We start from the raw sequence: 24,938 nt of genomic DNA on the forward strand, positions 1-24,938 counted from the left end.
TCTGGCTTATTCTTGCTTCAGAAGATAGAAAAACCATCTTATGGATATTCGCTTTCTGGAAAGCTTCGTCACCGTCGCCGAATGCGGTTCGATCGCCGAGGCGGCGCGGCGGCTGAATCTGACGCCCGCTGCGCTGGCCCAGCGGCTGCGCGCGCTGGAACAGGATCTGGGCCATTCGCTGGTCAGCCGGGTGGGCCGTACGGTGCGGCCGACGGCCTCGGGCCTGGCGGTGCTGCGCCATGCCGGGGCGCTGATCGAGGGCGCGCGCGACCTGCGCGCCATCGCCGCCAACGACCAGCCCGAGGGGCAGTTGCGGCTGGGCGCCACGGCCACGGCTCTGACCGGCCTGCTGCCCGCCATCGTCGAGACGCTGGGCGCGCGCCATCCCCGGATCGATCTGTTCATCCGGCCCGGCGCTTCGGTCGATCTGTATCATGGCGTCGTCGCCGGCGATCTGGACGCGGCGGTGATCGTGCGGCCGCAATTCCCGGTGCCCAAGGCCACCGGCTGGCTGACCCTGCGTGAAGAGCCGCTGGTGCTGATCGCGCGGGCCGGCATGGCTCTGGACGATCCGCTGGAGGTGATCCGGCGCCATCCCTTCATCCGCTATGACCGCAACCAGTGGGGCGGGCAGATCGTGGACCGTTTCCTGCGCCAACAGGGCCTGAAGGTGCGCGAATGGCTGGAGCTTGACGCGCTGGACGCCATCGCGGCGCTGGTCAGCCGGGGCCTGGGCATCGCCATCGTGCCCGACTGGGCGCCGCCCTGGCCCGAGGGGCTGCGCCTGGAAAAGCTGCCGCTGGCCGGCGCAGGGTCGCGCCAGACCGGGGTGTTGTGGAACCGCTCGGGCGCGCGCATCGCGGCGGTGCGCGCCTTCGTCGATGTCTGCGGCGGCGTGCAGGCCCCGACGCAGGGGCGGGGCCCCTAGGGATCAGGCGGCCAGCCGGGTTTCCAGGCGGGCCATCAGCCGCTCGACCTCGGCGATATCGATGGCGCCGAGCTTTGGTCCCGGGGCGCGCGTGGCGGCCGAGGCGATGGCGCCGCGCCGCATCAGCACATGCTTGCGTACCGCCAAGCCGAAGCCGGGCTGCTGTTCGTGGCGCAGGATCGGCAGGTAGCGGTCGAAGAAATCCTCGGCCGCGTCGACCTGTCCGGCGCGGTGCAGGGCGACGGTCTGCACCAGCGCTTCGGGATAGGCAAAGCCGGTCATGGCGCCGTCGGCGCCGCGCTGCAATTCCTGCGGCAGGTACAGCCCGCCGTTGCCGACCAGGATCGACAGGCGCGGCGTGCCGGGCGTCTTTTCATCCGCGCGCAGGGCCGTGATCTTGCTCAGCCCCGGCCAGTCCTCGTGCTTCAGCATCACCATCTGCGGCAGGTCCGACGACAGACGCCGGATCAGTGCTGCCGAAACGGGCAGGCCGGTCGCCAGCGGGAAGTCCTGAAACACCATGGGCACATCGGGACCGAGCGCCTGCGCGACGGCGCGGAAATAGCCCTCGATCCGGTCCTCGCGCGCGGGGCCGGCCGCGGGCGCGACCATGACGCCGGCGGCGCCCCGGTCCATCGCATGAGCCGCCAGGTCAGTCAGGTTGCGCATCCCCGCGTCCGAGACGCCGACGATCACCGGCAGGCCGGCGGCCTGGTCGATCACCGTGTCGATGACGGCGCGGCGTTCCTCGGGGGTCATCTTGTTGGCCTCGCCCATCATGCCCAGGATGGTCAGGCCGGTGACGCCGTGGCCGGCATAGAAATCGACCAGCCGGCGCAGGCTGTCATGGTCGATCTCGCCGTTGTCGGTGAAGGGGGTGGCGGCGATGATGAACACCCCGCTGCTGTCGCGTCCGATTCGCTGTGCCATGGCTGCTTTCCCTAGATGGCCGCCGCGCGGCGGGTTTCGATGTAGATGTCGCGGATCCGCTGCGTCAGCGCGCCGGGTGCCCCGTCGCCGACTGCCTGGCCGTCGATCCGCGTCACCGGCACCACGAAATTCGTCGCCGAGGTGATGAAGGCTTCGCGGGCTGATTTCGCCTCGTCGGGGGTGAAGGCGCGCTCTTCGACGCGGATCCCTTGACCATCCGCCAGTTCCAGCACCGAGGCGCGGGTGACGCCCGGCAGCAGGGCGTGCGACAGCTCGCGCGTGACCAGCACGCCCTTCGCCGTCACGATATGGGCCGTGGCGGCGCAGGCCTCGGTGACGAACCCGTCCTGGACCAGCCAGGCGTCGTCGGCGCCGCGGGCCATGGCCTCCATCTTGGCCATTGAGGGGTAAAGCAGCTGGATCGTCTTGATGTCGCGCCGGCCCCAGCGCAGGTCCGGCAGCAGCGCCACCGAGATGCCGCGCTCGGCTGCCTTGTTTTCCAGCACGTTCTTGGCCTGGGTGAACAGCAGCAGCGTGGGCGGCGTGCCAGCAGGGGGATAGGCGAAGTCGCGGTCGGCGGCGCCGCGGGTCAGTTGCAGATAGATCATGCCCTGATCCAGCCCGTTGCGCGCCACGATCTCGCGGTGGACGGCCAGCAGCGCGTCGGCGTCCAGCGGGATCGTCAGCCCCAGTTCGCGGGCGGACCGCTGCAGCCGCGCGGCATGGCCGGCATATTCGACCAGCTTGCCGTCCAGCACGCAGGTCACCTCGTAGATGCCGTCCGCCATCAGGAAACCGCGGTCGAAGACCGAGACGCGGGCGTCGGACTCGGGCAGCCAGGCGCCGTTCAGGTAAAGGATTCTGCTCATCTGTCCCTCGGTCAGTTCTTGGCGAACGGCGCGATCTCGACGCCGTTCTGGGTCAATGCGGTGCGCAGGGCCCGGACGATGTCGACCGCGCCGGGGGTGTCGCCATGCACGCACAGCGTTTCGGGCTGGACCGGCAGCCGCTTGCCGCCGGTGGTCGGAATCCGGCCGTTCACCACCATCTCGAGCACCTGGTCCAGGCTTTGCTGCGGGTCGTGGATGACGGCGCCCGCCTGGGTGCGCGGCGTCAGCTCGCCCGTGTCGGTGTAGGAGCGGTCGGCATAGATTTCGCAGGCGACCCGCAGCCCGGCCTTTTCGGCGGCCGCATAGGTTTCGGAATAGGGCAGGGTGATGAAGACCAGCGCCGGGTCCACGGCGCGAATCGCCCGGACGCAAAGCGCGGCCAGATCGGGATCGACCGCCGCCATGTTGCCAAGCGCGCCATGCGTCTTCACATGGGTCATCGGATGGCCCTCAAGCGCGCACATGCCCTGCATGGCGACGATCTGATAGATCAGCTGCGTTTCCAGATCCTCGGGCCGCTCGCCCGAGATGCGGCGTCGGCCGAAGCCGTACAGATCGGCAAAGGACGGGTGCGCGCCGACCGAGACGCCGTTGTCCCGCGCCATGCGGATCGTGCGGCGCATCACCACCGGGTCGCCGGCGTGAAAGCCGCAGGCGATGTTTGCCGTGGTCACCAGCTTCAGCATCGCTGCGTCGTCGCCGATCGTATAGGCGCCGAAGCTTTCCCCCATGTCGCAGTTCAGATCGATTGTGCGGGCCATTCCTGCTCCTGTTGCTGCGCAAAAAACGTGCATTGCGGATTTTGGCGATTTTTTCGCAGCGAGTCGGAAGCAACCGTTGACAGACCCGATTTCGCTGCGCCAGATTGGAATACAGGTGGTATACTGAAAATTCAAGTGACCTCCTCACAATCCGGTCAAAAAGGAAAAAATCGTGAAACAGGGAAGAATTCTTGCTTTTGCAGCGGCTTGCGCGCTGGGTCTGGGTGTTTCGGCGGCCTTGGCCGAGACCGCCTGGGACATGTCCGTGGTCTGGCCTGAAGGCAATTTCCACACCCAGAACGCCCTTGCCTTTGCCGAAGCGGTGAAGGAGGCGACCGAGGGCGAGGTGGTCATCACCGTCCATTCCGGCGGCGCGCTGGGGATCAAGGGCCCCGAGGGCATGGCGGCGGTCCGCGACGGGCTGGTGCCGATCGCGGACATCCTGCTGAACCAGCAGGTGGGCGAGGCGCCGATCCTGGGCATCGAGACGCTGCCCTATCTGGCGCCGACCATGCCCGACCTGGCGCTTCTGCATAAGTTCTATCGGCCCGAGCTTGAAGAAGTGGCCGAAAGCATGAACCAGAAGCTGCTGTATATGGTGCCGTGGCCGGGGCAGGCGGTGTTCGCGCCCAATCCGATCAACAGCCTGGACGACATCAAGGGGCTGACGATCCGCGTCGTGGACGCCAACGGATCCTCCTTCTTCGAGGCGCTCGGCGCGACGCCGGTGCAGATGCCCTGGGGCGAGGTGGTGCCCTCGCTGGCGGCGGGCACGATCAAGGGGGTGACGACCTCGTCCTCCTCGGGCGTGGACGGCGCCTTCTGGGAATTCACCAAGCACATGAGCACCTTCAACTGGCAGGCCTCGTCGAATGCGGTGATGGTGAACCTGGATGCCTGGAACGCGCTGGAACCCGAGACCCGCGCCGCCATCGAGGCGACCGCCGCCCGGATGGAGGGCCAGTTCTGGCTGAACAGCAAGGCCGAGGACGCCAAGAAGCTGGCCATCCTGCAAGAGCATGGCATCGAGATCACCCAGCCCTCGCCCGAGCTGCGCGCCGCGCTGCTGGAAAAGGCAAAGCCGCTTTGGGACGACTTCAAGGCGCGGGTGCCGGATGCGGCCCCCTATGTCGACGCCTATCTGACCGCCCGCCAATAGACCGGCCCGCCGCGCCCCGACCCCCGCGACGGGGCGCCGCCTGTCCGCAATCGCGACAAGGACAAAGGACGGAGCCATGCTTGACATGACATTCCCCGCAACCCGGCCCTATGGGCGCATTCTCTCAACCATCGACCTCATGACCGATATCGGCGGCTACGCGGCCGCGCTTAGCCTGCTGGGCATTCTCGGATTGATCCTGGCCGAGATCGTCACCCGCAACTTCCTGGGCAGTTCTCTGCATTTCTCGTGGGATCTGGCGGGCTATCTGATGGGGGCCTGCTTTCTGCTGGGCTGCGGCTCGGCCATGAAGGCGGGCAGCCATGTGCGCGTGACCGCGCTGATCGAGGTCTCGTCCCCCGCCGTCGGGCGCGTTCTGGAGACCGCCTCGGCGCTTGTGGGTCTGGCGATCTGCGGCGCGCTAAGCTGGGCGCTGATCGACATGGCGGTCCTGTCGGGGCAGCGCGGCTCGACCGCCGCGACGACCTTCCGCATGCCGCTGGTCTATCCGCAGGCGGTGCTGGCGACAGGCGCCGTGCTGCTGACGCTGCAATGCCTGGCGCAGGTCCTGCGCCTGCTGCGCGGCGAGTCGATGGCGACCGGACCCGGTCTGGAATAGGGGAAGCCTTGCATGGCAATGATCGTTTTCACCCTGCTGTTCCTGATGGCCGTCCTGCTGGGGTCGGGCATGTGGATCGGCATCGGCCTGATCGGCACCGGCATCGGCCTGGTCGAGATCTTCAAGCCCAATCTTCCCGCGCTGAAGCTGCTGTCGCAGCAAAGCTGGAACACCGTGGTTTCGCCCGAGCTGCTGGCGCTGCCGCTGTTCATCCTGATGGCGGAAATCCTGTTCCGCACCCGCATCTCCGAGGCGCTGTTCAGCGGCTTGTCGCCCTGGCTGCGCCGGGTGCCGGGCCGGCTGAGCCATCTGACGGTGCTGGGCTGCACGCTCTTCGCCTCGGTCTGCGGCTCGTCGGCGGCGACCACCGCGACCGTCGGGCGCATCACGGCAAAGGAGCTGATCGACCGCGGCTATGACCGCGACCTGGTCACGGGCAGCCTTGCCGGGGCGGGCACGCTGGGCTTTCTGATCCCGCCCTCGACCATCATGATCATCTATGGCGTGATGGCCGAGGAATCGATCCTGAAGCTGTTCATCGCCGGGATCCTGCCCGGCTTCCTTCTGGCGGCGGCCTATATGGGCTATCTGGCGGTCCGCTCGACGCTGAACCCGTCGCTGGTCGGCACGCCGCCCCCGCCCACGTCGCTCTGGGACAAGATCGTGGCGCTGAAGGATCTGGGGCCGCTGCTGCTGCTGATCCTGGGGGTCATCGGCTCGATGTACGGCGGCTTTGCCACGCCGACCGAGGCCGCCGCCGTGGGAGTCGCCGCCTCGATGCTGATCGGCTTTCTGCAGCGGACGCTGGATCTGAAGGGCGTGCTGATCGCCGCCCGCCAGGCTGCCGAAAGCTGCGCGATGATCGGGCTGATCATGATCGGGGCCATGTTCCTGTCCACCGCCATCGGCTATCTGGGCGTGCCGCGCTTTATCGCTACGGAAATCCAGGGCTGGGGCATGTCGCCCTTCATGCTGATCGTCGTGCTGCTGGTCTTCTACGTCATCCTCGGCACGGTGATGGAGGGCCTGGGCATCATCGTCATGACCCTGCCCATCACCCTGCCGCTGGTCCTGGCCGCCGGCTATGACAAGGTCTGGTTCGGGATCTTCCTGGTGATCGTGGTCGAGATGGCGCAGATCACACCGCCGGTGGGCTTCAACCTGACGGTGATCCAGCGCCTGACGGGCGACAGCATGGGCCGCATCACCCGCGCCACCATGCCGTTCTTTTACATCATGTCGGCATTCGTGCTGCTGATCGCCGTGTTTCCTGGAATCATCGACCTGCTGCCGGGCATGATGGCAGGACGATAAAGCAAGCATGCCTGCGGCCCAAGAAGGGCCGCGGCGCGAAATCACAGGCCAAGAAAAGATGATGCAACCCAAGATCCTTCCCTGCGGCGATACCGCGCTGACACTGCAGTTCGGCGAAACCATCGATGCCGAAACGAACGCGCGGGTGATCGCCATCGCCGCGCGGCTGGAGGACATGGCGGTGCCGGGCCTTGTCGATATCGTTCCGACCTATCGCTCGCTTCTGCTGCGCTATGATCCCGAAATCCTTGGCGGCGCCCGCCTCGAAACGCTTCTGGGCGGGCTGGCGCTGGAGGATGGCGCCGGCGCGGCGCCGGCGCGGCTGTGGGTCGTGCCCTGCCTTTATGGCGGCGATGTCGGGCAGGATCTTGACGACCTGGCGCGGATGAAGGGGATGTCGCCGGAGCAGATCGTGGCGCTGCATTCCGGGGCCGAATACCGCATCTACATGATCGGCTTCGCGCCGGGTTTCGCCTATCTGGGCGGCCTGCCCAAGGCTTTGCATACGCCCCGCCTGCCGAAGCCGCGCCAGAACATCCCGGCGGGCGCCATCGGCATCGGCGGGCAGCAGGGCAACATCAACTCGGTCGCGGGGCCGTCGGGCTGGCGCTTCATCGGCTGGACGCCGCTGCGATCCTTCGATCCGGGCCGGCCCGAGCCGTTCCTGTTCCGGGCCGGCGACCGCATCCGCTTTCGCCCCGTCGACACGGCCGAGGCCGAGGCCCTGGCCGCCCGCGCCGCTGCCGGAGAGGCGATCCTTCACCCCGAGGCCCTGGCATGAGCGTCGAGATCGTTTCAGCCGGGCCGATGCTGACCGTCCAGGACGCGGGCAGGGCGGGGCTGCGGCATATGGGCGTTTCGGACGCCGGTCCGGTCGACGCCGCCGCCATGGCGCTGGCCAATGCGCTCTGCGGCAATGCGCCGGGCGCGGCGGCGCTGGAATTCGCCGGCCCGGCCGGCAGCTTCACCGCCTCGCGGCCGCTGCGCTTTGCCGTCGCGGGCGGCGAGTGCGACATCCGCATCGACGACCGCATCGTGCAGGCCGGCGAAAGCCACCGCCTGAGGCCGGGCGAAGTGCTGCGGGTCGGCGTCGCCCGCGACGTGACCTGGGCCTATCTGGCGTTTTCCGGCGGCATTGCGACGGCGCCGGTCCTGGGGTCGCGCGCCACCCATCTGCGCAGCGGCCTTGGCGGGGTCGAGGGGCGCTGCCTGCGCACGGGCGACATCCTGCCCCTGGGCGAGGACCAGCCGGATGCCCCCTGCCTGCGCCCGGCCGCGCCGCTGCAAGGGGCCAGCCTGCCGCGCGGCCAGGGTCCGATCCGCGTCGTGCTGGGCCCGCAGCAGGATTACTTCGATGCCGAGACGCTGGCCCGGCTGACGGATCAGGCGTTCCTGGTCACGCCGCAGCGCGACCGCATGGCGATGGTGCTGGGCGAAACCGGCCTGCCCGCCGCGCGCGGCCATGACATCGTCTCGGACGGGACCGTGCCCGGCTCGATCCAGGTGCCGGGGTCGGGTCAGCCGCTGGTCCTGCTGGTGGAAAGCCAGACCACCGGCGGCTATCCCAAGATCGCCACGGCGATCTCGGCCGACCTGCCGCGGCTGGCGCAGCTTCCGGTCGGCAGCCGCGTCCGCTTTGCCGCGATCTCGCGCGATGAAGGCGAGCGCGTCGGCATTGCCCGCGCCCGCGCCTTGCGCGAGGCCCTTGCCGCCCTGGTCGCCAAGCCCGAAGGCATCCTGCGCTCGGACTATCTGCTGTCCTGCGATCTTGTGGGCGGCATCGTCTTCCCCGAGGAGGTCGTCTGGGCCGAAACGGCCATGAGAGAGGGGGCCAAGGCATGAGCATATCGTCGAACCTGTCGCAGGAGGCGCATCGCCGGATCATCGCCATGATCTTCGAAGGCGCGCTGAAGTCGGGCGATGCGCTGCAAGAGGCGCCGCTGGGCGAACGGCTGGGCATGTCGCGCACCCCCGTGCGCGAGGCGATCAAGCGCATCGAAAGCGAGGGTCTGGCCGAGACCTCGGGCCGGTTCACGCGGGTCCGCCACATGCGGCGCAGCGAGTTCGAGGAGATCTTCTTCCTGCGCCTGCAGCTGGAACCCTTTGCCGCGCGGGCGGCGGTGCGCCTGCCGCCGGCGCAGGTGGATGCGATGGAAGGCCGCATCCGGCACCTGATGGCCGCCGGCCCCGAACTGGATGGCAGCCATTTCCAGACCGACAACGAGTTTCACGACATGATGCTGCATCCCCTTGGCAACCGCACCCTCAGCGCGGTCGTGGCCTCGCTGCGGCGGCGCACCTGCGTCTTTGACCACACCCAGGTGCCCGACCGCTTCCTGCAAGGCTGCGACGAGCATCTGGCGATTCTGGACGCGGTGCGCTCGGGCAATGCCGATGCCGTGGCGGCGGGGATGGCGCGGCATCTGGAAAACGCGCGGGACGCCGTTCTGGACCGGCTGGACCGCATTTCGGCAGAGACCGCGCCATGATGAGATGCCTGATCGTGCAACCCATCCACGAAACCGGCCTGGCGCTGCTGCGCCGGAACGGGGTCGAGCCGGTGCCCTGTCCGGCGCCCGACATGGCGACGGTCGCCCGGCATATTCCCGGCTGCCAGGCGGTCATCACCCGCGATGCCGGCCTGTCCGCCCCGGCCTTTGCTGCGGCCGACAGGCTGCGCGTGGTGGTCGTCCACGGCACCGGCCATGACCCGGTGGACAAGGCCGCCGCCGCCGCGCGCGGGGTCGTCATCGTCAATACGCCGGGCGCCAACGCGCAATCGGTGGCCGAGCTGGCCCTGGGCCTGGCGCTGGCCGTGGCGCGGCGCATCCCGGCGGCGGATCGCGCGCAGCGGACCGGCGCCGCGGGGTTTCGCGAATCCGCCCGGTTCACCGAACTGGCGGGCAAGACCGCGCTGATCGTCGGCTGGGGCGCCATCGGGCGCAGCTTCGGCCGGATGCTGGACCGGGCGCTCGGCATGACGGTTCTGGTCCATTCGCCACGCACCGCTGACACCGCACCCTATCGCCGCGCCGCCGGCTTGGCCGAGGGGCTGGCGCAGGCCGATCTGGTGTCGCTGCACACCCCCCTGCGCGCCGAGACGCGGGGCATGATGGGCCCCGCACAGTTCGCCGCCCTGAAGCCGGGGGCGATCCTGCTGAACCTCGCCCGCGCGGGGCTGGTGGACGAGCCGGCGCTTTGCCAGGCGCTGGCCTCGGGGCGGCTGGCCGGAGCCGGGCTCGACGTCTGGTCCGGGGATGCGCCGCAGGGGCCGCTGGCGGCCTTCCCGAATGTCGTCTTCACCCCGCATCTGGGCGGCACGACCGAGGACGCGCTGATCCGCGTGGCCGAGGCCGCCGCCCGCCATGTCATCGACGCGCTGTCCGGCCGCCTGCCCGAAACCGCGATCAATCCCGAAGTCTGGAGCCAGACCGCATGACCACCCTTGCCGCGCGCGCCCTGAACACCGTCATCGGCGAGACGATCGCCCGCGTCCTGACGCGGGTGAACGCGATCACCCTGGGGGGGCCGGGCTATACCCGCCCCTCCTACAGCGACGAGGAATCCGCCGCCCATGCCGTCATCGAGGACGAGGCCCGCGCGCTGGGACTTGAGGTGCGCCGCGACCCCGCCGGCAACCTGTTTGCCCGGCTGGCCGGCCGCGATCCGGCTGCGGTGCCGCTTTATGTCGGCTCGCATCTCGACACCGTCAGCCAGGGCGGCGCCTATGACGGGCAGGCGGGCGTCGCGGGCGGACTGGCGCTGATCGCGGCGCTGCGGGCGCAGGGCGTCACCCCGGCGATGGACATCGTCCTGACCGTGACCCGGGCCGAGGAAAGCGTGTGGTTCCCAGTCTCCTACATCTGGTCGCGCGCGGCGCTGGCCCGGCTGTCGCCCGAGGATCTGCAAGCCCCGCGCGTCGATACCGGCCGCAGCCTGGCCGACCACATGCGCGACCAGGGCTTCGACGCAGGGGCCGTCCTAACCCACCGGCCGCCCGCCCCGGCGCGCTTTCTGGAGTTCCATATCGAGCAGGGCCCGGTTCTGGACACGGCGGGCGAGCCCTATGGCATCGTGACCGCGATCCGGGGCGGGCTGCGCTATCGCGCGGCGCGCGTGCATGGCGCCTGGGCCCATTCCGGCGGCGCGCCGCGCCACGGCCGGGCGGATGCCGTGGTGGCCTTTGCCGAACTGGTCGTGGCCATGCAGCGGGTCTGGGACGACCTGCTGGCGCAGGGCCGCGACCTGACGGTGACCTTCGGCCGTGTCGATGCGGCGACCCCCGCCCATGCGATGGCCAAGGTGGCCGGAGAGCTGGAATTCTGTCTCGACATGCGGTCCGAGGATGTGGCCGCGCTGGATCTGGCCGACCGCCTGCTGCGCGCCGAGATCGCCCGGATCGAGGCTGCCCAGCCCGGCATCCGCTTCGATCTGGGCCAGCAAAGCCGCAGCCAGCCGGCGGCGCTGTCACGCGCCCTGGCCGATCTGGTGGCGACGGGCGCCCAGCGGCTGGGCGACCACCCGCGCCGGATGCTGTCGGGCGGCGGGCATGACGCGGCCGCCTTTGCCGCGGCGGGCTGGGACAGCGTGATGGTCTTTGTCCGCAACTGGAACGGCAGCCATTGCCCCGAGGAGGGGATGGATCCGGCCGACCTGGCGCGGGCGGTCGAGGCCGTGGTCCTGGCCCTTGCGGAGGGCCGGACATGACGGCCGAGACCCTGTCGCAAACCGCCTATCGCCGCATCAAGCAGGATATCCTGGAAGGGCGCATCGCCCCGGATTCGATGCTGTCGGAACGCGAACTGGCGCTGCGGCTGGGCATCTCGCGGACGCCGCTGCGTTCCGCCCTGTCGCGGCTCGAGAACGAGAACGTCATCGGCCGTTTCGCCAATGGCGCGCTGATCGTGCGCTCGGTGACGGTCGAGCAGTTGCTGGAAATCGTGCAGCTGCGCCAGGTTCTGGAACGGGCCGCCGCCGCCCGCGCCGCCGAACGCGGCATGACCGACGACCTGCGGCGGGTCTGGGACGAGATGCTGCCCTATGCCGAGGGCCGCTCGGTCGGCTTCGACGAATTCTGGCAGGTCGATGAGGAGTTCCATGCCGGGGTGGCCCGCGCCGCCGGACTGGAACTGCTGCCCGCCATCCTGGCCGAGCAGCGCGCCGTGGCCCGGCGCTGCACCATCACCCGCGTGCATGACCGTTTCGACGAACAGGCGCGCGAGCATATCGCGGTGCTCGAGGCGATCGCGCGGGGCGATGCCCCGGCCGCGCGCGACGCCATGTCGCTGCATTTCGAAAACGTCCGGAACCGCTTTCTTGGCTGGTTCTCCAAAGGCTGAAAGATGACGATGACCGACGACCTTACCGCCGCGCCGCCGGCCGATCTCGTGCAAGGCTGCGATGCCGTTTTCCCCCAGGCAGAGTTCGCCGCGCGCCTGGCGCGCCTGCGCCGGGCCATCCTGCCCCTGGGTGTGGACGCCATCCTGCTGACCGGGCCCGAGAACATCTTCTGGGCCTGCGGCCGCCAGACGGCCGGGTATTTCGCCTTTCAGGCGCTGGTCGTCCCCCTGCAGGGCGAGCCCGTCCTGCTGGTGCGCCAGCTTGAGACGACGGGCGCGCGCGCCTCGACCTGGCTGCGCGACATCCGCGCCTGGCAGGACGGCGAGGATCCGGCCCGCGCGCTGGCCGGGCTGGTGGCCGACCTGGGCATCCGCTGCCTGGCGGTCGAGCGGGACGGCTGGTTCGTCAGCCAGTCGCTGGGCGCGCGCATCGCGGCCGCGCTGGACGGCGTGGCGCTAAGCGACGGCTCGTCCGTGGTCGAGGGGCTGCGCGCCGTCAAGTCGCCGGCCGAACTGGCCGCGATCCGGCGGGCGGCGGGCTATGCCCAGGCGGGGCTAAGCGCGGCCATCGCGCGCTGCGCCGCCGGCACCAGCGAAAACGACCTGGCCGCCGCGATGCTGTCGGCCGCGGTCTCGGCCGGGTCCGAGGCGATGGCGATGGAGCCGCTGGTTTCGTCCGGGCCGCGCTCGGGCGTACCCCATGCCACTTGGCGGCGGCGGGTGCTGTGCCCGGGCGACCCGGTCTTTCTGGAGCTTGCCGCCAGCCACGACCGCTATCACGCCGCGCTGATGCGCAGCGTCTGGATCGGACCGCCACCGGCCGAGGCGCGGCGCATGATGGACGTGGCGCTGCGGGCGCTGGATGCCGCGCTGGCCGCGATGCGGCCCGGCGTGCCGTGCAGCCTGCCGCACGAGGCGGCGCAGGCCGTCATCGACGATGCGGGCTATACGGCGGCGTTTCGCAAGCGCATCGGCTATTCGATGGGCACAGCCTTTGCGCCGGATTGGGGCGAGGGGGCGATCCTGTCGCTGTTCTCGGGCGTCGGACGCGAACTGGAGCCCGGCATGGTCTTTCACCTTCCGGCCACGCTGCGGGCCTACGGCGCCTTCACCGTCGGCGCATCCGAAACGGTGATCGTGAACCCGACCGGCATCGAGATCCTGTCGGACCTGCCGCGCTCGCTCTGCATCCGCTAGCAGGCCCTGGGCAGGCGGTCAGGGGATGCAGCCGCCCGCGGGCTGCACAAGGCCGTGGCCGAACACCTCGTCCGGCCCCGCCTTGCCCAGATCGCGGGCCGCCCCTTGCAGGCGGGCGCGCGTCTGGGCGGGGGTCAGGCCGGCCTCGGACTGCAGCAGCAGGGCGGCCGCCGCCGTGACGAAGGGCGCCGCGAACGAGGTTCCGGTCTTGGTCCGCGCCCCGCTGATCGAGGCGGCGGTCCAGACATTCACCCCCGGCGCGGCCAGGTCGATATGGCTGCCGCGATTGGCGCGGCGATAGACCTGCTGGCGGCGATCGACGGCGGTGACGGCGATCACCGGATCATAGCCCGCGGGAAAGGCCGGCTTGGCCGCGGGCCCGCCGTTGCCCGCCGCCGCCACCAGCACGATGCCCTGCCGGTCCATGCGCCGGATCTGGCCGCCCAGCGCCTGGTTCGGCGGGCCCGCCAGCGACAGGTTGACGATCTGCACGTCCTGGCTGGCCAGGTAGTCCAGCGCCTCGACCAGGGCAAAGGCATCGGCGCGTTCGTCCTGCCTGGCCTTGTGGAACGCATCCACCGCGATCAGTTCGGCTTCGGGCACCAGTCCGGGGCTGCGGCTGTCGGCACGACCGACCAGCAGCGCCGCGACCGCCGTGCCATGCACCGCGTCCGAGGCGGAGAACCTGGCGTCGCTCTTGATGCGATGGACGTGAACCTTGGCGTCCTTCAGCGCGGCGTGACCGGCGTTGACGCCGGTGTCGACCATGCCGATCCGCACCGCCTTGCCGCAGCCGCCTTGCGCGGCCGGCCAGGCGATCATCTGCCGCGCCGGGCAATCGCCGCCCGTGCAGGCGTCGGGGGCCCCGCCTGGCCGATAATAGTGGTTGAAATCCGCCGCCCCGGCCGAGCCGATCTGGCGCACCCTGTCGCGCGCCGCCTGCATCGTCAGGCCGTCGGGCTTGCGCAGCCGGTGCATCGGCTGGCCGTCGGCCAAGGTGATGGCGCGCAGCACCCGGAACCCCTCGGCCTGCAGGGTCTGCAGGTCGGCGGGCGAAAGTCCGCGGGCGATGACCTCGTTCGGGGCCTGAACCGGCAGGGGCACGGCACGCGCCGCCGGCGGGGGGGCCGGGCGGCGGCGCGCCGGCGCATCGTCGTCGTCGTCATCGTCATCGTCGTCCCCGTCGTCGTCGTCATCGGCCCATGCCGCCGCCGGACCCCAGCCCGGCGATTGCGGTGTGGGACCCATGGTCAGCGCGGCCAGGAACAGGGCCAGGAACAGAAGCGGGTGCAGGGCGGTCATGGGCGACTCCAGACGGTTTCTGGACATTCTACGTCCGCTCCTTTCTATTATTCCCCGGTTTTGTCAATTTTGCGGCTTTTGCGGAGGTGGATTGGATGGACGCGGCGTTCGGCGAGGCCCTGGTCGCGCTTTTGCCCAATCTGCGGCGCTATGCCCTGTCGCTGACCCGGCGCCCGGATCAGGCCGATGACCTGGTGCAACAGACGGTCGAACGCGCGATTGCCGGGGCCGCGAGCTTCGATTCCGTCCAGCGGCTGGAACCCTGGCTGTTTCGCATCATGCGCAACGGCTTCATCGACCAGACCCGTCGCCGGCGCAGCGCCGGGGTCCAGCTGGACGTGCACGACATGCCCGAGGCGCTGCCGACCGATCCGGGCCCCGCGCTGGAAGCCCGGCTGATGCTGCGCAGCGTCGAGGCGGCGATGGCCACGCTGCCGACCGAACAGCGCGAGATCCTGCATCTCGTCTGCGTCGAGGAGATGAGCTATGCCGAAACCGCGCGCATCCTGGACATCCCTCTGGGCACGGTGATGAGCCGGCTGTCCCGCGCCCGTCTCGCGCTTTCCGAAAGATTGGGAATAAGATGAGCGGCGGGACGTATACGGGCAAAGGCGAAAAGGACGGGCCGATGCAGATCGACGACGAAACCCTGATGGCGCTGGCCGATGGCGAGCTTGATCCGGCCCGGGCCGAGGCGCTGCGCCGCGCCGTCGCCGCCGATCCCGAATTGCAGGCCAGGCTGCACCGCTTTCAGGAAACCCGCAGGCTGCTGGCCGGGCTGCGCCAGACCGATGCGGCCGAGGACCCGCTGGCCGCGGTGATCCGCGCCGCAGTCAGGCCGGATGCGGGGGTTGCTTCGTCGGCGCCTGTACCGCCCCCGGCCTCGGGCGCGCGGCTGGGCGGGCAGACGCGTGACGTGCAGCCGCCTGCCAACCTGAACCGCAGGCCCTGGATGGCCGCCGCCGCCTCTGTCGCAATCGTGGCCCTTGGGCTGGGCTGGTGGCAATGGGCCGGCGCGCCGGGGCCGCAATCCTTCTCGGCCGCCGAGCTTGCGGCGCTGGACAGCCTGCCCTCGGGCCAGGTCCAGCCCCTGGACCAGGGCGCGGAACTGGCGATGATCGCGTCGTTTCGCGCCGGCGACGGGGGGCTTTGCCGCGAATACGAAACCCGCCGAGGCGAGGTGCTGCGCACCGTTCTGGCCTGCCGCGGCGACGCGGGCTGGTCCGAGCGCTTCGCCGCCGAGTCGCGCGACGGGGGCCAGGAATACCGCCCCGCCTCGGGCGAGGGGACGATCGACGATGCGATCGCGGCCATCGGCGCCGAGGCGCCGCTGACGCCCGAGGACGAGGCCGCCGCCTTGCGGGAATAAACCCGGACCCTTGCCCGTAATCCTGTCGCGCAACCGCACAGGAGAACGCCATGACCGTCCGCAGCCTGCAGGCCCTTGCCGATCTGCCCCGGCCCACGCCCTGCCACCTGATGGTGGCCGCGCTGGCCGGGCTGATCGCCATTCTGTCCACGCTGCCCGGCGATCTGGCGCAGCCCGGGCGCATGACGCTGGCCGTCTCGGGGCTTGCGATCCTGGGCTGGATCGGCACCCGCATCCCGGAATCGCTGGTGGCGCTGGCCGCCGTGCTGGTCTTGGTGCTGACGGGCGTGCTGACCGAGGCGCAGCTTTTCGCCGCCCTCGGCAGCGAACTGATCTGGCTGCTTCTGTCCGCCTTCGTCATCGCCGCCGTGGCACGCGAGGCCGGGCTGACCCAAAGGCTGGTCGCGCCCCTGCTGGCGCGGGGGATGCGTGTCCTGCCGTTCTTTCTGTGCCTGACGCTGGCCATCGCTGCGACGGGGTTCGTGCTGCCCTCGACCTCGGGGCGGGCGGCGCTGCTGCTGCCCGTCTTTGCCGCCATCGCGGCGGCGCTGCCCGATCCGGGGCTGAAAAGGCCCCTGGCGCTGCTTTTTCCGACCGTGATCCTTTTGTCGGCGGGCGGCTCGCTGATCGGAGCGGGGGCGCATCTTCTGGCCGCGCAGGCGATCCGGGGGGCGACCGGCATCCACCTGGGCTATCTGGAATGGGCCGCGTTGGGCCTGCCGTTTTCGCTGCTGGCGAGCCTGATCGGCGCGGGGCTGATCCTGTGGATCTTCGTGCCGCGCAAGGCGCTGCTGGCGCCGCTGCCCCGCATCGCGACGCCCGCGCCCGATCCCGCCAGCCGCGCCCGCCAGGGCCGGATCGCGCTGGTCCTGGCCCTGGTCGTCGGCCTGTGGCTGAGCGCGGGGCTGCACGGCATCGGCATGGCGCTGGTCGCGCTGATCGGGGCGCTGGTCCTGCTGACCCCGCCCTTTACCTCCAGAAAGCCGAAGGAGATCTTTCGCGCCGTCGACACGGAGCTGCTGCTTTACATGACCGCGACCGTCCTGATCGCCGAGGCGATGGTCGCGACCGGCACGGACCGCTGGCTGGCCGGGCATGGGCTGGCTGTCCTGCCCGCGCGCCTGTCGGGCAGCCTGCCGGCGGTGGTCGCGCTGCTGTCCCTGGTCGCGGTGGCGGCGCATCTGGCGATCACCTCGCGTTCGGCGCGGGCGGCGGTTCTGATCCCGGCCGTGGCCCTGCCGCTGGCGGCGCTGGGGCACGATCCGGCGCTGATGATCCTGATCGCGGTGATGGGCACGGGGTTCTGCCAGACGATGATGGCCTCGGCCAAGCCGGTGGCGATCTTCGGCAATGCCGAGGAGGCGGGTTTCGACCAGCGCGACCTGATCCGCCTTGCGCTGCCGCTGGCGCCCGCGGTGACGGCGCTGCTGATCGGCTTTGCGCTGCTGGTCTGGCCCCAGCAACTGGCGCAGCTGCGGTCCTCTGACGCCCCCCGGATGCAGCCCGCCGCCAGCCTCGTGGCGCCTGCGGTGGCGCTTGTCCCGGCCAGGGCCGCCCCGGCGGTCGATGCGACGCGCCCGGTGCCGCGCCCTGCGCTTGCTGCCCGGCCTGCGGCCCGCAAGGCCGCGCCGGCGCGGCGCCAGGCCGATCCGGGCCTGCAAAGGCTGAACCGCCTGCTGCGCCCCGCCGGCATCCGGCTGATCATCCGCTGACGCTGACCGGCACGGCGCCTTGGGCTGATCCTTTCGCATTTTTCTCGCCGGGGCCGGGAATAACCGTCCGGCCCGTCCGTAAACCTCTCAGACAGCAGGAAAGGAGAGTTGAGATGGCTCTGACTGTTCTGATCGCCCCTTCGGGTTTCAAGGAATCGCTTTCGGTCAAGGACGTGGCCGAGGCCATCGGCCGCGGCATTCGCCGCGCCGCCCCGCATGCCACGATCCTGACCGCCCCGATGGTGGACGGCGGCGAGGGCACGACCGAGGCGCTGGTCGCCGCGACCGGCGGGCGCATGGTGTCCGCGACCGTGACCGGCCCCGTGGGCGACCCGGTCGCCAGCTTCTGGGGTATCCTGGGCGGCGATGGGCCGCGCACGGCGGTGATCGAAATGGCCGCCGCCGCCGGCCTGTCGCTGGTGCCGCGCGACCGCCGCGACCCGACGCTGACCACCAGCCGGGGCGTGGGCGAACTGATCCTGCTGGCGCTGGATCACGGCGCCGAACGCATCCTGGTCGGCTGCGGCGACAGCGGCATCAACGACGGTGGCGCGGGAATGGCCCGGGCGCTTGGCGCGCGCCTGCTGGACGCGCAGGGCCGCGACCTGCCCGAGGGCGGCGGCGCGTTGCAGGATCTGGCGCAGCTCGACGTCTCGGGGCTTGATCCCCGCCTGGCCGGGGTCCGCATCGACGCTGCCGTGAACTGGCACAACATGCTGCTGGGACCCAAGGGCGTCGCCCGCGTCTTCGGCCCGCAGAAGGGTGCGACGCCCGAACAGGTCGAATTGCTGGATCGCGGCATGATCCGCTATGCCGAGGCGATCCTGCAGGCGACGGGCCGCGACGTGGCGCAGATGCCGGGGGCCGGGGCTTCGGGAGGCCTGGGCGCGGGGCTGGTCGCCTTTGCCGGCGCGACCCTGCATCCGCGCTTCGACATAGTCCTGGATTATCTGGACTTCGACCGCCAGCTTGGCCGCGCCGATCTGGTCATCACCGCCGAGGGCGCGCTGGACGGCCAAAGCCCGTTCGGCAAGGTCCCCTGCGAGGTCGCGCGCCGGGCCGAGGCGCTTGGCATCCCGACCGTGGCGCTGGCCGGCACCATCGGCAAGGGCGCGCGCCAGACCTATGAACACGGCATCGGCGCCTATGCCTCGATCATGCAGCGGCCCTGTTCGTTGCGCAAGGCCATCGGCGGCGGCGCGAAACTGCTGCGTCAGGCTGCCGAAAACACCATGCGGATGCTGCTGGTCGGCCAACGGTTGGCGCAGCGCGAGCGGGCCTGAAAAGCCCTCGCATCGTGGCTGTCCCGGGTTCGACCCGGGCCCGGCAAGGCGGCCGTTCCAAGCGGGACGGCCGCCCGCCGCGCATCAGGCCCGGGGGCAGCATCGTATAGGGGTCGGGAAAGCGCCCGAGGTAGCGCAGCATGGGCCCCGCCGCCCGCCATTGCCGGAAAAGCGCCCGGCGAAGGTGTCCTGCATCCGGCCAATGGCGCTGCTCGGGCGCGGTGCTCTGCGCCGCATCGGGAAATGCGCATCGGCACGATGCCGGCCGAGCGGCCGAGCGAAGAGCTTGGCCTTGCCGATGAAATGGATCAGGCAGGGATCGGCCATGCAGGTCAGATGGGCCGAGGCCCCGGTGAACAGCCAGTTCCATATCGGTGAAGGCTTTCCAACGCGGGCCGTCCATCATCAGGCACCACCCTCATGCCACCGCCCGCATCGGAAAACCTTCACCATATCGGCCCCGTGCCCAACCCCGGAGGTGTCCGGCAGAGAGGCCATGCCCGGAAACCTTGCCGATGCGTCGCCTTTCGGCTGGGAAGTGCCCCTCTCGGGGTCTCTGGCGGCGGTATCCGGTTCGGGAAACCAGGACCGCTTACCGGAAATCCCGCCCTCTCACCCTGATGCCATCGGAAGGCGGGTCGTGGGCGTCCCCGTGCCGCAGGGGGGCAGGACCGCGCGGGTCGGGCGCCTCGCTGGCATGGCGGAACGCGTCGCCGCGGCCGTGGGGCAGGGGAAAGGCGCCGCGAGCGCCGATGCTGGCCAGATCCTGCGACAAATCGGCGATCCGGTGGACGACGAAATGCACGACCTCGCCCTCGCGCTGGATGCGGCCCGTGACGGCGATCATGCCTGCCGACAGGACGATCCGGCGATGCGCCTCGAAGACCTTTTTCCAGACCACCAGGTTGGCGATGCCGGACTCGTCCTCCAGCGTGATGAACATCACCCCCTTGGCCGAGCCGGGGCGCTGGCGGACCAGCACCAGGCCCGCGGTTCTGCGCCAGGAGCGGTCGGGGCTGGCCATGGCCTCGGCGCAGGTCACGATGCGGCGGCGGGCAAGATCCTCGCGCAGGAAGGCCACCGGATGGCGGCGCAGCGTAAGCCCGGTGTGGCCGTAATCCTCGACCACCTCGCGCCCCGCAGTCATCGGTCGCAGGGCGACCCCCGGTTCGGCGGCCAGGCCGGCCGAGGCGGCGGCAAACAGCGGCAACTCCTCGGGGGCCAGCCCCCTGATCGCCCAAAGCGCATCGCGCCGGGCCAGGCCCAGGCCGGGGCGAAAGCCGTCGGCTTCGGCGATGCGGGTCAAGGCGGCCAGCGGGGCGGGAGCGCGGCGCCACAGGTCCTCGACTGAGGTGAAGGGGGTTTCGCGCGCCACGACGATGGCGGCGGCATGGGCATTGGCAAGGCCCTTGACCAGCCGCAGCCCCAGGCGGACGGCGAAGCGGGACCCCTGATCCTCGGGCCGGCCGGTCGGCTCCAATGTGCAGTCCCAGCGCGAGGCGTTGACGCAGATGGGCCGGATCTCGACGCCGTGGTCCTGGGCATCGCGCACGATCTGGGCGGGGGCGTAAAACCCCATCGGCTGGCTGTTCAGCAGCGCCGCGCAGAAGGCATCGGGGTGGTGGCATTTCACCCAGGCCGAGGCATAGGCCAGCAGCGCAAAGCTTGCCGCGTGGCTTTCGGGAAAGCCGTAGCTGCCGAAGCCTTCCAGCTGGCGAAAGATACGCTTGGCGAAATCCCGGTCATAGTCCTTGGCGACCATGCCTTCGATCAGCTTGTCGCGAAAGGCGCTGACGCCGCCGGTGGTCTTGAAGGTCGCCATCGACTTGCGCAGCTGATCCGCCTCGCCCGGGGTGAAGCCCGCGCAGTCGATGGCGACGCGCATCGCCTGTTCCTGGAACAGCGGCACGCCATAGGTTTCGCCCAGCACCTTTTCCAGTTCCGGCGTGAGGATCTCGACCGGCTCCAGCCCCGCGCGGCGGCGCAGATAGGGGTGGACCATGTCGCCCTGGATCGGGCCGGGGCGCACGATGGCGACCTGGATGGTCAGGTCGCGCAGCTTGCGCGGTTTCAGGCGCGGCAGCATGGACATCTGGGCCCGGCTCTCGATCTGGAAGGTGCCCAGCGTGTCGGCCCGGCAGATCATGTCATAGGTGGGATTGTCGTCCTGCGGGATGCGCGTCAGGTCAAGGCGCAGCCCCTTGTGGTCGGCCAGCAGGACCAGGGCCTTGCGCAGGCAGGTCAGCATCCCCAGCGCCAGCACGTCGACCTTCATGAAGCGCAGCGCGTCGATGTCGTCCTTGTCCCATTCGATGATCTGGCGGTCCTCCATCGCCGCAGGCTCGATGGGCACCAGGTCGTCCAGCCGGGTTTCGGTCAGCACGAAGCCGCCGGGGTGCTGGCTCAGGTGGCGCGGCATGCCGCGCAGCTGCGCGGCAAGCGCCAGCGTCAGCCGTAGCCGGCGGTCCTGCGGGTTCAGGTTCAGGTCGCGCAGGTCCTGATCGGTCAGGCCGTCGCTCCAGCGGCCCACCTGGCCGGAAAGCGTCTGGATCAGATCCTCGGGCAGGCCCATGGCCTTGCCCACGTCGCGCAGCGCGCCTTTCGAGCGATAGCAGATCACGGTCGCGGTCAGCGCGGCGCGGTCGCGGCCGTAGTGCTTATAGACCCACTGGATCACCTCCTCGCGCCGCTCGTGTTCGAAGTCCACGTCGATGTCGGGGGGCTCGTGCCGTTCCGCGCTGATGAAGCGTTCGAACAGCAGCCTTTCGCTGGGAGGGATCGCGGTGATGCCCAGCACATAGCAGACCGCAGAGTTCGCCGCCGAGCCCCGGCCCTGGCACAGGATGCCCTGCGACCGGGCGTAGCGCACGATGCTGTGCACGGTCAGGAAGTAGGGCGCATAGTCCAGCTTTTCGATCAGGGCGAGTTCGTGATCGAGCGCGGATGTCACTTCCTCGGGAACCCCCTCGGGGTAACGCCCGGCCGCCCCCTCCCAGGTCAGCTTCGCCAGCGTCTGCTGCGGGGTCAGGCCGGGGTCGTCGCGTTCCTCGGGGTATTGATAGCAGAGCTCGTCCAGCGAAAAGCGGCAGCGGTCCATGATTTCGACGGTGCGGGCCAGCGCCTCGGGCCAGCGGGCGAAAAGCCGCGCCATCTCCTCGGGCGGCTTCAGGTAGCGGTCGGCGTGGCGCTCGCGGCGGAACCCCAGGGCGTCGACGGTCACGTTGTGGCGGATGGCGGTGACCACATCCTGCAGGATGCGCCGGGAGGGGTCGTGATAAAGCACGTCGTTCGTGACCACCGTGGGCACGCCGAAGCGCTGCGCCAGCTGCGACAGTTCCCACAGCCGCAGCTGGTCGTTCGGCCGCCGGCGCAGGGTCAGCGCCAGATAGGCGCGCTCGCCGAAGAGATCGCGCAGCCGGCGCAGGCGCAGCGCGCAGGCATCGTCGGCAAGATCCGGGACCAGCACGGCGATCATCCCTTCGGCGTAATCCGCCAGATCGGACCAGTCCAGCTGGCACTTGCCCTTGCCCGCGCGGGACTTGCCCAGGGTCAGCAGCCGGCAGAGCCGCGCATAGGCGGCCCGGTCGGTCGGATAGACCAGCAGCGCCATGCCGCAGGCCAGGTCCAGGCGACAGCCGACGATCAGCCGCACCCCGGTGTCCTTTGCCGCCTGCCAGGCCCGGACGATGCCGGCCAGCGAATTGCGGTCGGTGACGGCCAGCGCCTCGATGCCCAAAGCCGCGGCGGTCGCGAACAGCGCCTCGGCCGAGGACGCGCCGCGCAGGAACGAGAACGGCGAGGTCACCTGCAGTTCGGCATAGCGGGTCATCCGAAGATCCCGTGCAGGAACCAGCGGTGGCTGCCGGTGTCGGGATGTTCGCCATCGCCGGCGCGAAAGATCCAGAAGCGCGCGCCGGCCTCGTCCTCGACGCGGAAATAGTCACGCACCGCATGCGTCTCGGTGTCGCGCTTCCACCATTCGCCAAAGACGCGCTCCGGCCCGTCGGCGCGGCGGACCCGGCGTCGGACGCCGCGCCAGGCGATCCAGGCCGGTGGGTGGTCGGGCAAGAGCGCCAGGGTCTCGATCGGTTCGGGACGCGGCAGCAGGCGGGTGGGGCGCGTCCAGTGATCGGGCCAGCCGGCCCCCACCGGATCGGCAAGCGGCGCGATGCGGGTGACGGATCGTTCCGGCACGTCGCTGGCGACCGGGGCCAGGCGATAGACGGCCTGCGCGCCGACACGGTTCGCCAGAACATCGATCAGGCCCGAGAGGTCGGGCGCGGCGGGTTCCAGCGTGTCGGTCTGGCGCGGCGCCAGCGGCTCGGCGATGGGGACGGCCAGCGCCATGATCTCGATGCCATAGCCCGGCGCGATGGTCTCGATCCTGTCACACAGCAGCCGCGTCAGGCGGTGGGGGTCGCGCTGTGGCTGGGCCAGGCCGACGCGGACGGTCTGGGCATGGCTGTCGACCCGCCAGCAGATCAGGTCAAGGCGGCGCGCGCCGAGGCCGCGGTCCTCCAGCACCGCGCAAAGCTGCGCCACCAGCTTGCCGATATGGCGGGCGATGGTCTCGGGCGCGGCGATGGGTTCGGCGAAGCTGCGGCGCACCTCGACCAGTCCCGCGGGACGCAGCGGCTCGATGGGCTCGGGGGCATGGCCCAGGGCCTGGTCGAGGCGGCGGCACGGTTCCGGGCCGAAGCGGCGCGTCAGCGGCGCACGCGGCTGCCGCAGAAGATCGCCCACGCAGGCAAAGCCCAGGGCGTGCAACCCCCCAAGCGTGGCCGGGGAAAGCCGCAGCGCGGACAGGGGCAGGGGCGCCAGCAGCGCCTTTTCCGTCCCCGGCTGGGCCAGGCTGACCGGATCCGCCCGATGCCGGGCCAGGGCATGGGCTGCGCCCCAGCTGCCGGCGACGGCGGCCCGCGCGGCCAGGCCCGACATCGCCAGCCGGCCGACCAGCGCCTCCAGCATCGCGGCCTCGCCGCCATGCAGGTGGTCGGCGCCGGTGGAATCGATCACGATCCCGTCGGGCGGATCGACCGCGACGATGGGCGAAAAGCGTTCCAGAACCCACAGCGCCAGGCGCTCAAGGCTTTCCGCATCGGCGGCCGGGTCGGCGGGCAGGATCTGCAGTTCCGGCACCATGGCCTGCGCCTTGCTGACCGGCATGCCGGGCCGCAGCCCCAGGCGCTGCGCCGCGGCGTCGGCGGCGGTGATCAGCCGGCGGTTGCCGGTCCGCCCCGCCAGGACCAGCGGCGCCCTAGAGGCGGATGCCGCGCCGCCCGCCTGCCGCCGCAGCCGATCGATCGGCCACATCGGCAGGAAGACCGAGATGACCCGTGCCATCGCATGCCTCCAGTTCGATGGTGAATGGCTCGCCGGCCCGCGCCCGGATCAGTTCGACCCGCCAGCGCGGCCGGGCGACGCCCGGCACCGGCAAGGGGGCCGAGGGCAGGACCGACACCCGCCAGCGCGTCATCGCCGCCGTGGGCTGGCCGAAATCGGCCGCATCCGCCTGCCGCCGCCAGCGCCGCAGGGCGAGGCCCAGGGTGCCGGACGCCCTGGCCGCAAGATGCAGCCGGCGCGAGGCGGTCATCGAAAGCCGCGCCACCTCGGCCACGACCGCGGCCAACCCGCCATGCCGCAGGCCCTCCTCCATGCAGGACAAAAGCGCCTTGTCGTCGCCGGCCTCGACATGGATCACCCGGTCGGGGGCCAGGCCCGCCTGTTCCAGCCCGGGCGCGAACAGGTCGGCCTGCGTCACGCACCACAAGACCTGCCCCGGCAGCCGCGCCGCAATGCCGGCGGCAAAGCAGGCCGCCGCCGCGCCATAGGCGGCATCCTTGCCGCCGCCCGCCACCTCGTGCAGGCAGCCAAGCGCCAGCCCGCCCGAGGGCAGGCGGCGGTCCAGGTCGGGGACGCCGAAGGGCAGGGATCCCCGCGCCGGCCCGCCGTCACCCTCGATCAGGGCGATCCGCGCATGCAGGGCGGCAAGGGCGGGACGGACCGGGCGGGCGGGCATGGAAGGCAGGCTCCAGGGACTCGGAAGAAACGGATATGTTCTTCTTTTGTTCCTTTCGGGGCGGGTCTGTCAATGCGCAAGGCGCTGGACCATCTGCCGGTTTTGCCCGTGGCTCG

Annotated in this window: 22 protein-coding genes; 15 read left to right on the forward strand and 7 right to left on the reverse strand. The window is 70.5% G+C overall.

Translation table 11 applies throughout. From position 1 onward, the window contains the following. The first annotated feature begins 40 nt into the window (after positions 1-40). Positions 41-928, forward strand: coding sequence for a LysR family transcriptional regulator (locus tag BU28_RS0105855; RefSeq protein ID WP_028718646.1), 888 nt, complete (start codon positions 41-43; stop codon positions 926-928). 3 nt (positions 929-931) lie between these two features. On the opposite strand, the gene BU28_RS0105860 is transcribed toward BU28_RS0105855, so the two are convergent. From BU28_RS0105860 to BU28_RS0105870, 3 genes are read right to left on the reverse strand one after another with little or no spacing between them, the layout of a single operon-like run. Then, positions 932-1,858 carry a dihydrodipicolinate synthase family protein gene (locus BU28_RS0105860; protein ID WP_028718647.1) on the reverse strand — a complete coding sequence of 309 codons (927 nt, stop codon included), beginning with the start codon at positions 1,856-1,858 and terminating at the stop codon, positions 932-934. An 11-nt stretch (positions 1,859-1,869) separates the two neighbouring features. Continuing rightward, entirely contained in the window at positions 1,870-2,727 is an 858-nt protein-coding gene (locus tag BU28_RS0105865) for a D-amino-acid transaminase (protein ID WP_028718648.1), read from the reverse strand. 11 nt (positions 2,728-2,738) lie between these two features. Next, positions 2,739-3,509 carry a LamB/YcsF family protein gene (locus BU28_RS0105870; protein ID WP_028718649.1) on the reverse strand — a complete coding sequence of 257 codons (771 nt, stop codon included), beginning with the start codon at positions 3,507-3,509 and terminating at the stop codon, positions 2,739-2,741. 172 nt (positions 3,510-3,681) lie between these two features. Here BU28_RS0105870 and BU28_RS0105875 point away from each other — a divergent pair, with 172 nt between their 5' ends. From BU28_RS0105875 to BU28_RS0105920, 10 genes are all read left to right on the forward strand, one after another. Further along, positions 3,682-4,668, forward strand: a complete 987-nt coding sequence (locus BU28_RS0105875) for a TRAP transporter substrate-binding protein (protein WP_028718650.1) — start codon at positions 3,682-3,684, stop codon at positions 4,666-4,668. Positions 4,669-4,744: 76 nt separating this feature from the next. Then, the gene (locus BU28_RS0105880; RefSeq protein WP_080622660.1) at positions 4,745-5,287 is read left to right on the forward strand and encodes a TRAP transporter small permease subunit; all 543 of its coding nucleotides are present in this window, start codon (positions 4,745-4,747) and stop codon (positions 5,285-5,287) included. A 12-nt stretch (positions 5,288-5,299) separates the two neighbouring features. Beyond that, the gene (locus BU28_RS0105885) at positions 5,300-6,601 is read left to right on the forward strand and encodes a TRAP transporter large permease (RefSeq protein ID WP_028718652.1); all 1,302 of its coding nucleotides are present in this window, start codon (positions 5,300-5,302) and stop codon (positions 6,599-6,601) included. Positions 6,602-6,662: 61 nt separating this feature from the next. Next, complete coding sequence (gene pxpB, locus BU28_RS0105890; protein WP_028718653.1) at positions 6,663-7,382, forward strand: 5-oxoprolinase subunit PxpB; 720 nt, start codon at positions 6,663-6,665, stop codon at positions 7,380-7,382. Continuing rightward, on the forward strand, positions 7,379-8,443 hold the full coding sequence (locus BU28_RS0105895) for a 5-oxoprolinase subunit C family protein (protein WP_028718654.1): 1,065 nt from the start codon (positions 7,379-7,381) through the stop codon (positions 8,441-8,443). Before pxpB ends, BU28_RS0105895 begins: the two co-directional genes overlap by 4 nt. Further along, complete coding sequence (locus BU28_RS0105900) at positions 8,440-9,090, forward strand: GntR family transcriptional regulator (RefSeq protein WP_028718655.1); 651 nt, start codon at positions 8,440-8,442, stop codon at positions 9,088-9,090. The genes BU28_RS0105895 and BU28_RS0105900 overlap by 4 nt, the downstream gene beginning before the upstream one ends. After that, positions 9,090-10,040 (forward strand): NAD(P)-dependent oxidoreductase, encoded by a 951-nt coding sequence (locus tag BU28_RS0105905; protein WP_028718656.1) that lies wholly within the window; start codon positions 9,090-9,092, stop codon positions 10,038-10,040. Before BU28_RS0105900 ends, BU28_RS0105905 begins: the two co-directional genes overlap by 1 nt. After that, positions 10,037-11,308 (forward strand): Zn-dependent hydrolase, encoded by a 1,272-nt coding sequence (locus tag BU28_RS0105910; protein ID WP_028718657.1) that lies wholly within the window; start codon positions 10,037-10,039, stop codon positions 11,306-11,308. Before BU28_RS0105905 ends, BU28_RS0105910 begins: the two co-directional genes overlap by 4 nt. Then, positions 11,305-11,940: a GntR family transcriptional regulator gene (locus BU28_RS0105915; protein WP_028718658.1), complete on the forward strand. Its 636-nt coding sequence runs from the start codon at positions 11,305-11,307 to the stop codon at positions 11,938-11,940. The genes BU28_RS0105910 and BU28_RS0105915 overlap by 4 nt, the downstream gene beginning before the upstream one ends. A 3-nt stretch (positions 11,941-11,943) precedes the next feature. Continuing rightward, positions 11,944-13,137, forward strand: coding sequence for a M24 family metallopeptidase (locus BU28_RS0105920; RefSeq protein ID WP_051577805.1), 1,194 nt, complete (start codon positions 11,944-11,946; stop codon positions 13,135-13,137). Between the two features lie 18 nt (positions 13,138-13,155). Here the strand turns inward: BU28_RS0105920 and BU28_RS22120 are convergent, their stop codons facing one another. Continuing rightward, positions 13,156-14,466, reverse strand: coding sequence for a S8 family serine peptidase (locus BU28_RS22120; RefSeq protein WP_051577810.1), 1,311 nt, complete (start codon positions 14,464-14,466; stop codon positions 13,156-13,158). 68 nt (positions 14,467-14,534) lie between these two features. On the opposite strand from BU28_RS22120, the gene BU28_RS0105930 reads away from it, so the two are divergent. From BU28_RS0105930 to BU28_RS0105945, 4 genes are all read left to right on the forward strand, one after another. Continuing rightward, positions 14,535-15,026, forward strand: a complete 492-nt coding sequence (locus BU28_RS0105930) for an RNA polymerase sigma factor (RefSeq protein WP_028718660.1) — start codon at positions 14,535-14,537, stop codon at positions 15,024-15,026. A 41-nt stretch (positions 15,027-15,067) separates the two neighbouring features. Continuing rightward, positions 15,068-15,808 carry an anti-sigma factor family protein gene (locus BU28_RS22125; protein WP_224767461.1) on the forward strand — a complete coding sequence of 247 codons (741 nt, stop codon included), beginning with the start codon at positions 15,068-15,070 and terminating at the stop codon, positions 15,806-15,808. Between the two features lie 50 nt (positions 15,809-15,858). Further along, complete coding sequence (locus tag BU28_RS22130) at positions 15,859-17,520, forward strand: SLC13 family permease (protein WP_051577829.1); 1,662 nt, start codon at positions 15,859-15,861, stop codon at positions 17,518-17,520. A 113-nt stretch (positions 17,521-17,633) separates the two neighbouring features. Continuing rightward, the gene (locus BU28_RS0105945; RefSeq protein WP_028718661.1) at positions 17,634-18,803 is read left to right on the forward strand and encodes a glycerate kinase family protein; all 1,170 of its coding nucleotides are present in this window, start codon (positions 17,634-17,636) and stop codon (positions 18,801-18,803) included. A gap of 592 nt (positions 18,804-19,395) precedes the next feature. Here the strand turns inward: BU28_RS0105945 and BU28_RS0105950 are convergent. The 3 genes from BU28_RS0105950 to BU28_RS0105960 are packed head-to-tail and all read right to left on the reverse strand — an operon-like array spanning position 19,396 to position 24,822. Further along, positions 19,396-22,632: an error-prone DNA polymerase gene (locus tag BU28_RS0105950; protein ID WP_036762080.1), complete on the reverse strand. Its 3,237-nt coding sequence runs from the start codon at positions 22,630-22,632 to the stop codon at positions 19,396-19,398. Next, on the reverse strand, positions 22,629-24,146 hold the full coding sequence (locus BU28_RS0105955) for a Y-family DNA polymerase (protein ID WP_028718663.1): 1,518 nt from the start codon (positions 24,144-24,146) through the stop codon (positions 22,629-22,631). The genes BU28_RS0105950 and BU28_RS0105955 overlap by 4 nt, the downstream gene beginning before the upstream one ends. After that, positions 24,061-24,822, reverse strand: coding sequence for an ImuA family protein (locus tag BU28_RS0105960; protein ID WP_028718664.1), 762 nt, complete (start codon positions 24,820-24,822; stop codon positions 24,061-24,063). Before BU28_RS0105960 ends, BU28_RS0105955 begins: the two co-directional genes overlap by 86 nt. Positions 24,823-24,938 lie beyond the last annotated feature (116 nt).

The organism is Paracoccus yeei ATCC BAA-599 (assembly GCF_000622145.1).
Lineage (GTDB): Bacteria > Pseudomonadota > Alphaproteobacteria > Rhodobacterales > Rhodobacteraceae > Paracoccus > Paracoccus yeei.

Coding starts and splice junctions, on each gene's coding strand:
- BU28_RS0105910 (WP_028718657.1), top strand. CDS start 10,037: ATGACCACCCTTGCCGCGCGCGCCCTGAACACCGTCATCGGCGAGACG.
- BU28_RS0105945 (WP_028718661.1), top strand. CDS start 17,634: ATGGCTCTGACTGTTCTGATCGCCCCTTCGGGTTTCAAGGAATCGCTT.
- BU28_RS22125 (WP_224767461.1), top strand. CDS start 15,068: ATGCAGATCGACGACGAAACCCTGATGGCGCTGGCCGATGGCGAGCTT.
- BU28_RS22130 (WP_051577829.1), top strand. CDS start 15,859: ATGACCGTCCGCAGCCTGCAGGCCCTTGCCGATCTGCCCCGGCCCACG.
- BU28_RS0105900 (WP_028718655.1), top strand. CDS start 8,440: ATGAGCATATCGTCGAACCTGTCGCAGGAGGCGCATCGCCGGATCATC.
- BU28_RS0105955 (WP_028718663.1), bottom strand. CDS start 24,146: ATGGCACGGGTCATCTCGGTCTTCCTGCCGATGTGGCCGATCGATCGG.
- BU28_RS0105930 (WP_028718660.1), top strand. CDS start 14,535: ATGGACGCGGCGTTCGGCGAGGCCCTGGTCGCGCTTTTGCCCAATCTG.
- BU28_RS0105960 (WP_028718664.1), bottom strand. CDS start 24,822: ATGCCCGCCCGCCCGGTCCGTCCCGCCCTTGCCGCCCTGCATGCGCGG.
- BU28_RS22120 (WP_051577810.1), bottom strand. CDS start 14,466: ATGTCCAGAAACCGTCTGGAGTCGCCCATGACCGCCCTGCACCCGCTT.
- BU28_RS0105905 (WP_028718656.1), top strand. CDS start 9,090: ATGAGATGCCTGATCGTGCAACCCATCCACGAAACCGGCCTGGCGCTG.
- BU28_RS0105860 (WP_028718647.1), bottom strand. CDS start 1,858: ATGGCACAGCGAATCGGACGCGACAGCAGCGGGGTGTTCATCATCGCC.
- BU28_RS0105885 (WP_028718652.1), top strand. CDS start 5,300: ATGGCAATGATCGTTTTCACCCTGCTGTTCCTGATGGCCGTCCTGCTG.
- BU28_RS0105915 (WP_028718658.1), top strand. CDS start 11,305: ATGACGGCCGAGACCCTGTCGCAAACCGCCTATCGCCGCATCAAGCAG.
- BU28_RS0105920 (WP_051577805.1), top strand. CDS start 11,944: ATGACGATGACCGACGACCTTACCGCCGCGCCGCCGGCCGATCTCGTG.
- BU28_RS0105950 (WP_036762080.1), bottom strand. CDS start 22,632: ATGACCCGCTATGCCGAACTGCAGGTGACCTCGCCGTTCTCGTTCCTG.
- BU28_RS0105880 (WP_080622660.1), top strand. CDS start 4,745: ATGCTTGACATGACATTCCCCGCAACCCGGCCCTATGGGCGCATTCTC.
- pxpB (WP_028718653.1), top strand. CDS start 6,663: ATGCAACCCAAGATCCTTCCCTGCGGCGATACCGCGCTGACACTGCAG.
- BU28_RS0105870 (WP_028718649.1), bottom strand. CDS start 3,509: ATGGCCCGCACAATCGATCTGAACTGCGACATGGGGGAAAGCTTCGGC.
- BU28_RS0105855 (WP_028718646.1), top strand. CDS start 41: ATGGATATTCGCTTTCTGGAAAGCTTCGTCACCGTCGCCGAATGCGGT.
- BU28_RS0105865 (WP_028718648.1), bottom strand. CDS start 2,727: ATGAGCAGAATCCTTTACCTGAACGGCGCCTGGCTGCCCGAGTCCGAC.
- BU28_RS0105895 (WP_028718654.1), top strand. CDS start 7,379: ATGAGCGTCGAGATCGTTTCAGCCGGGCCGATGCTGACCGTCCAGGAC.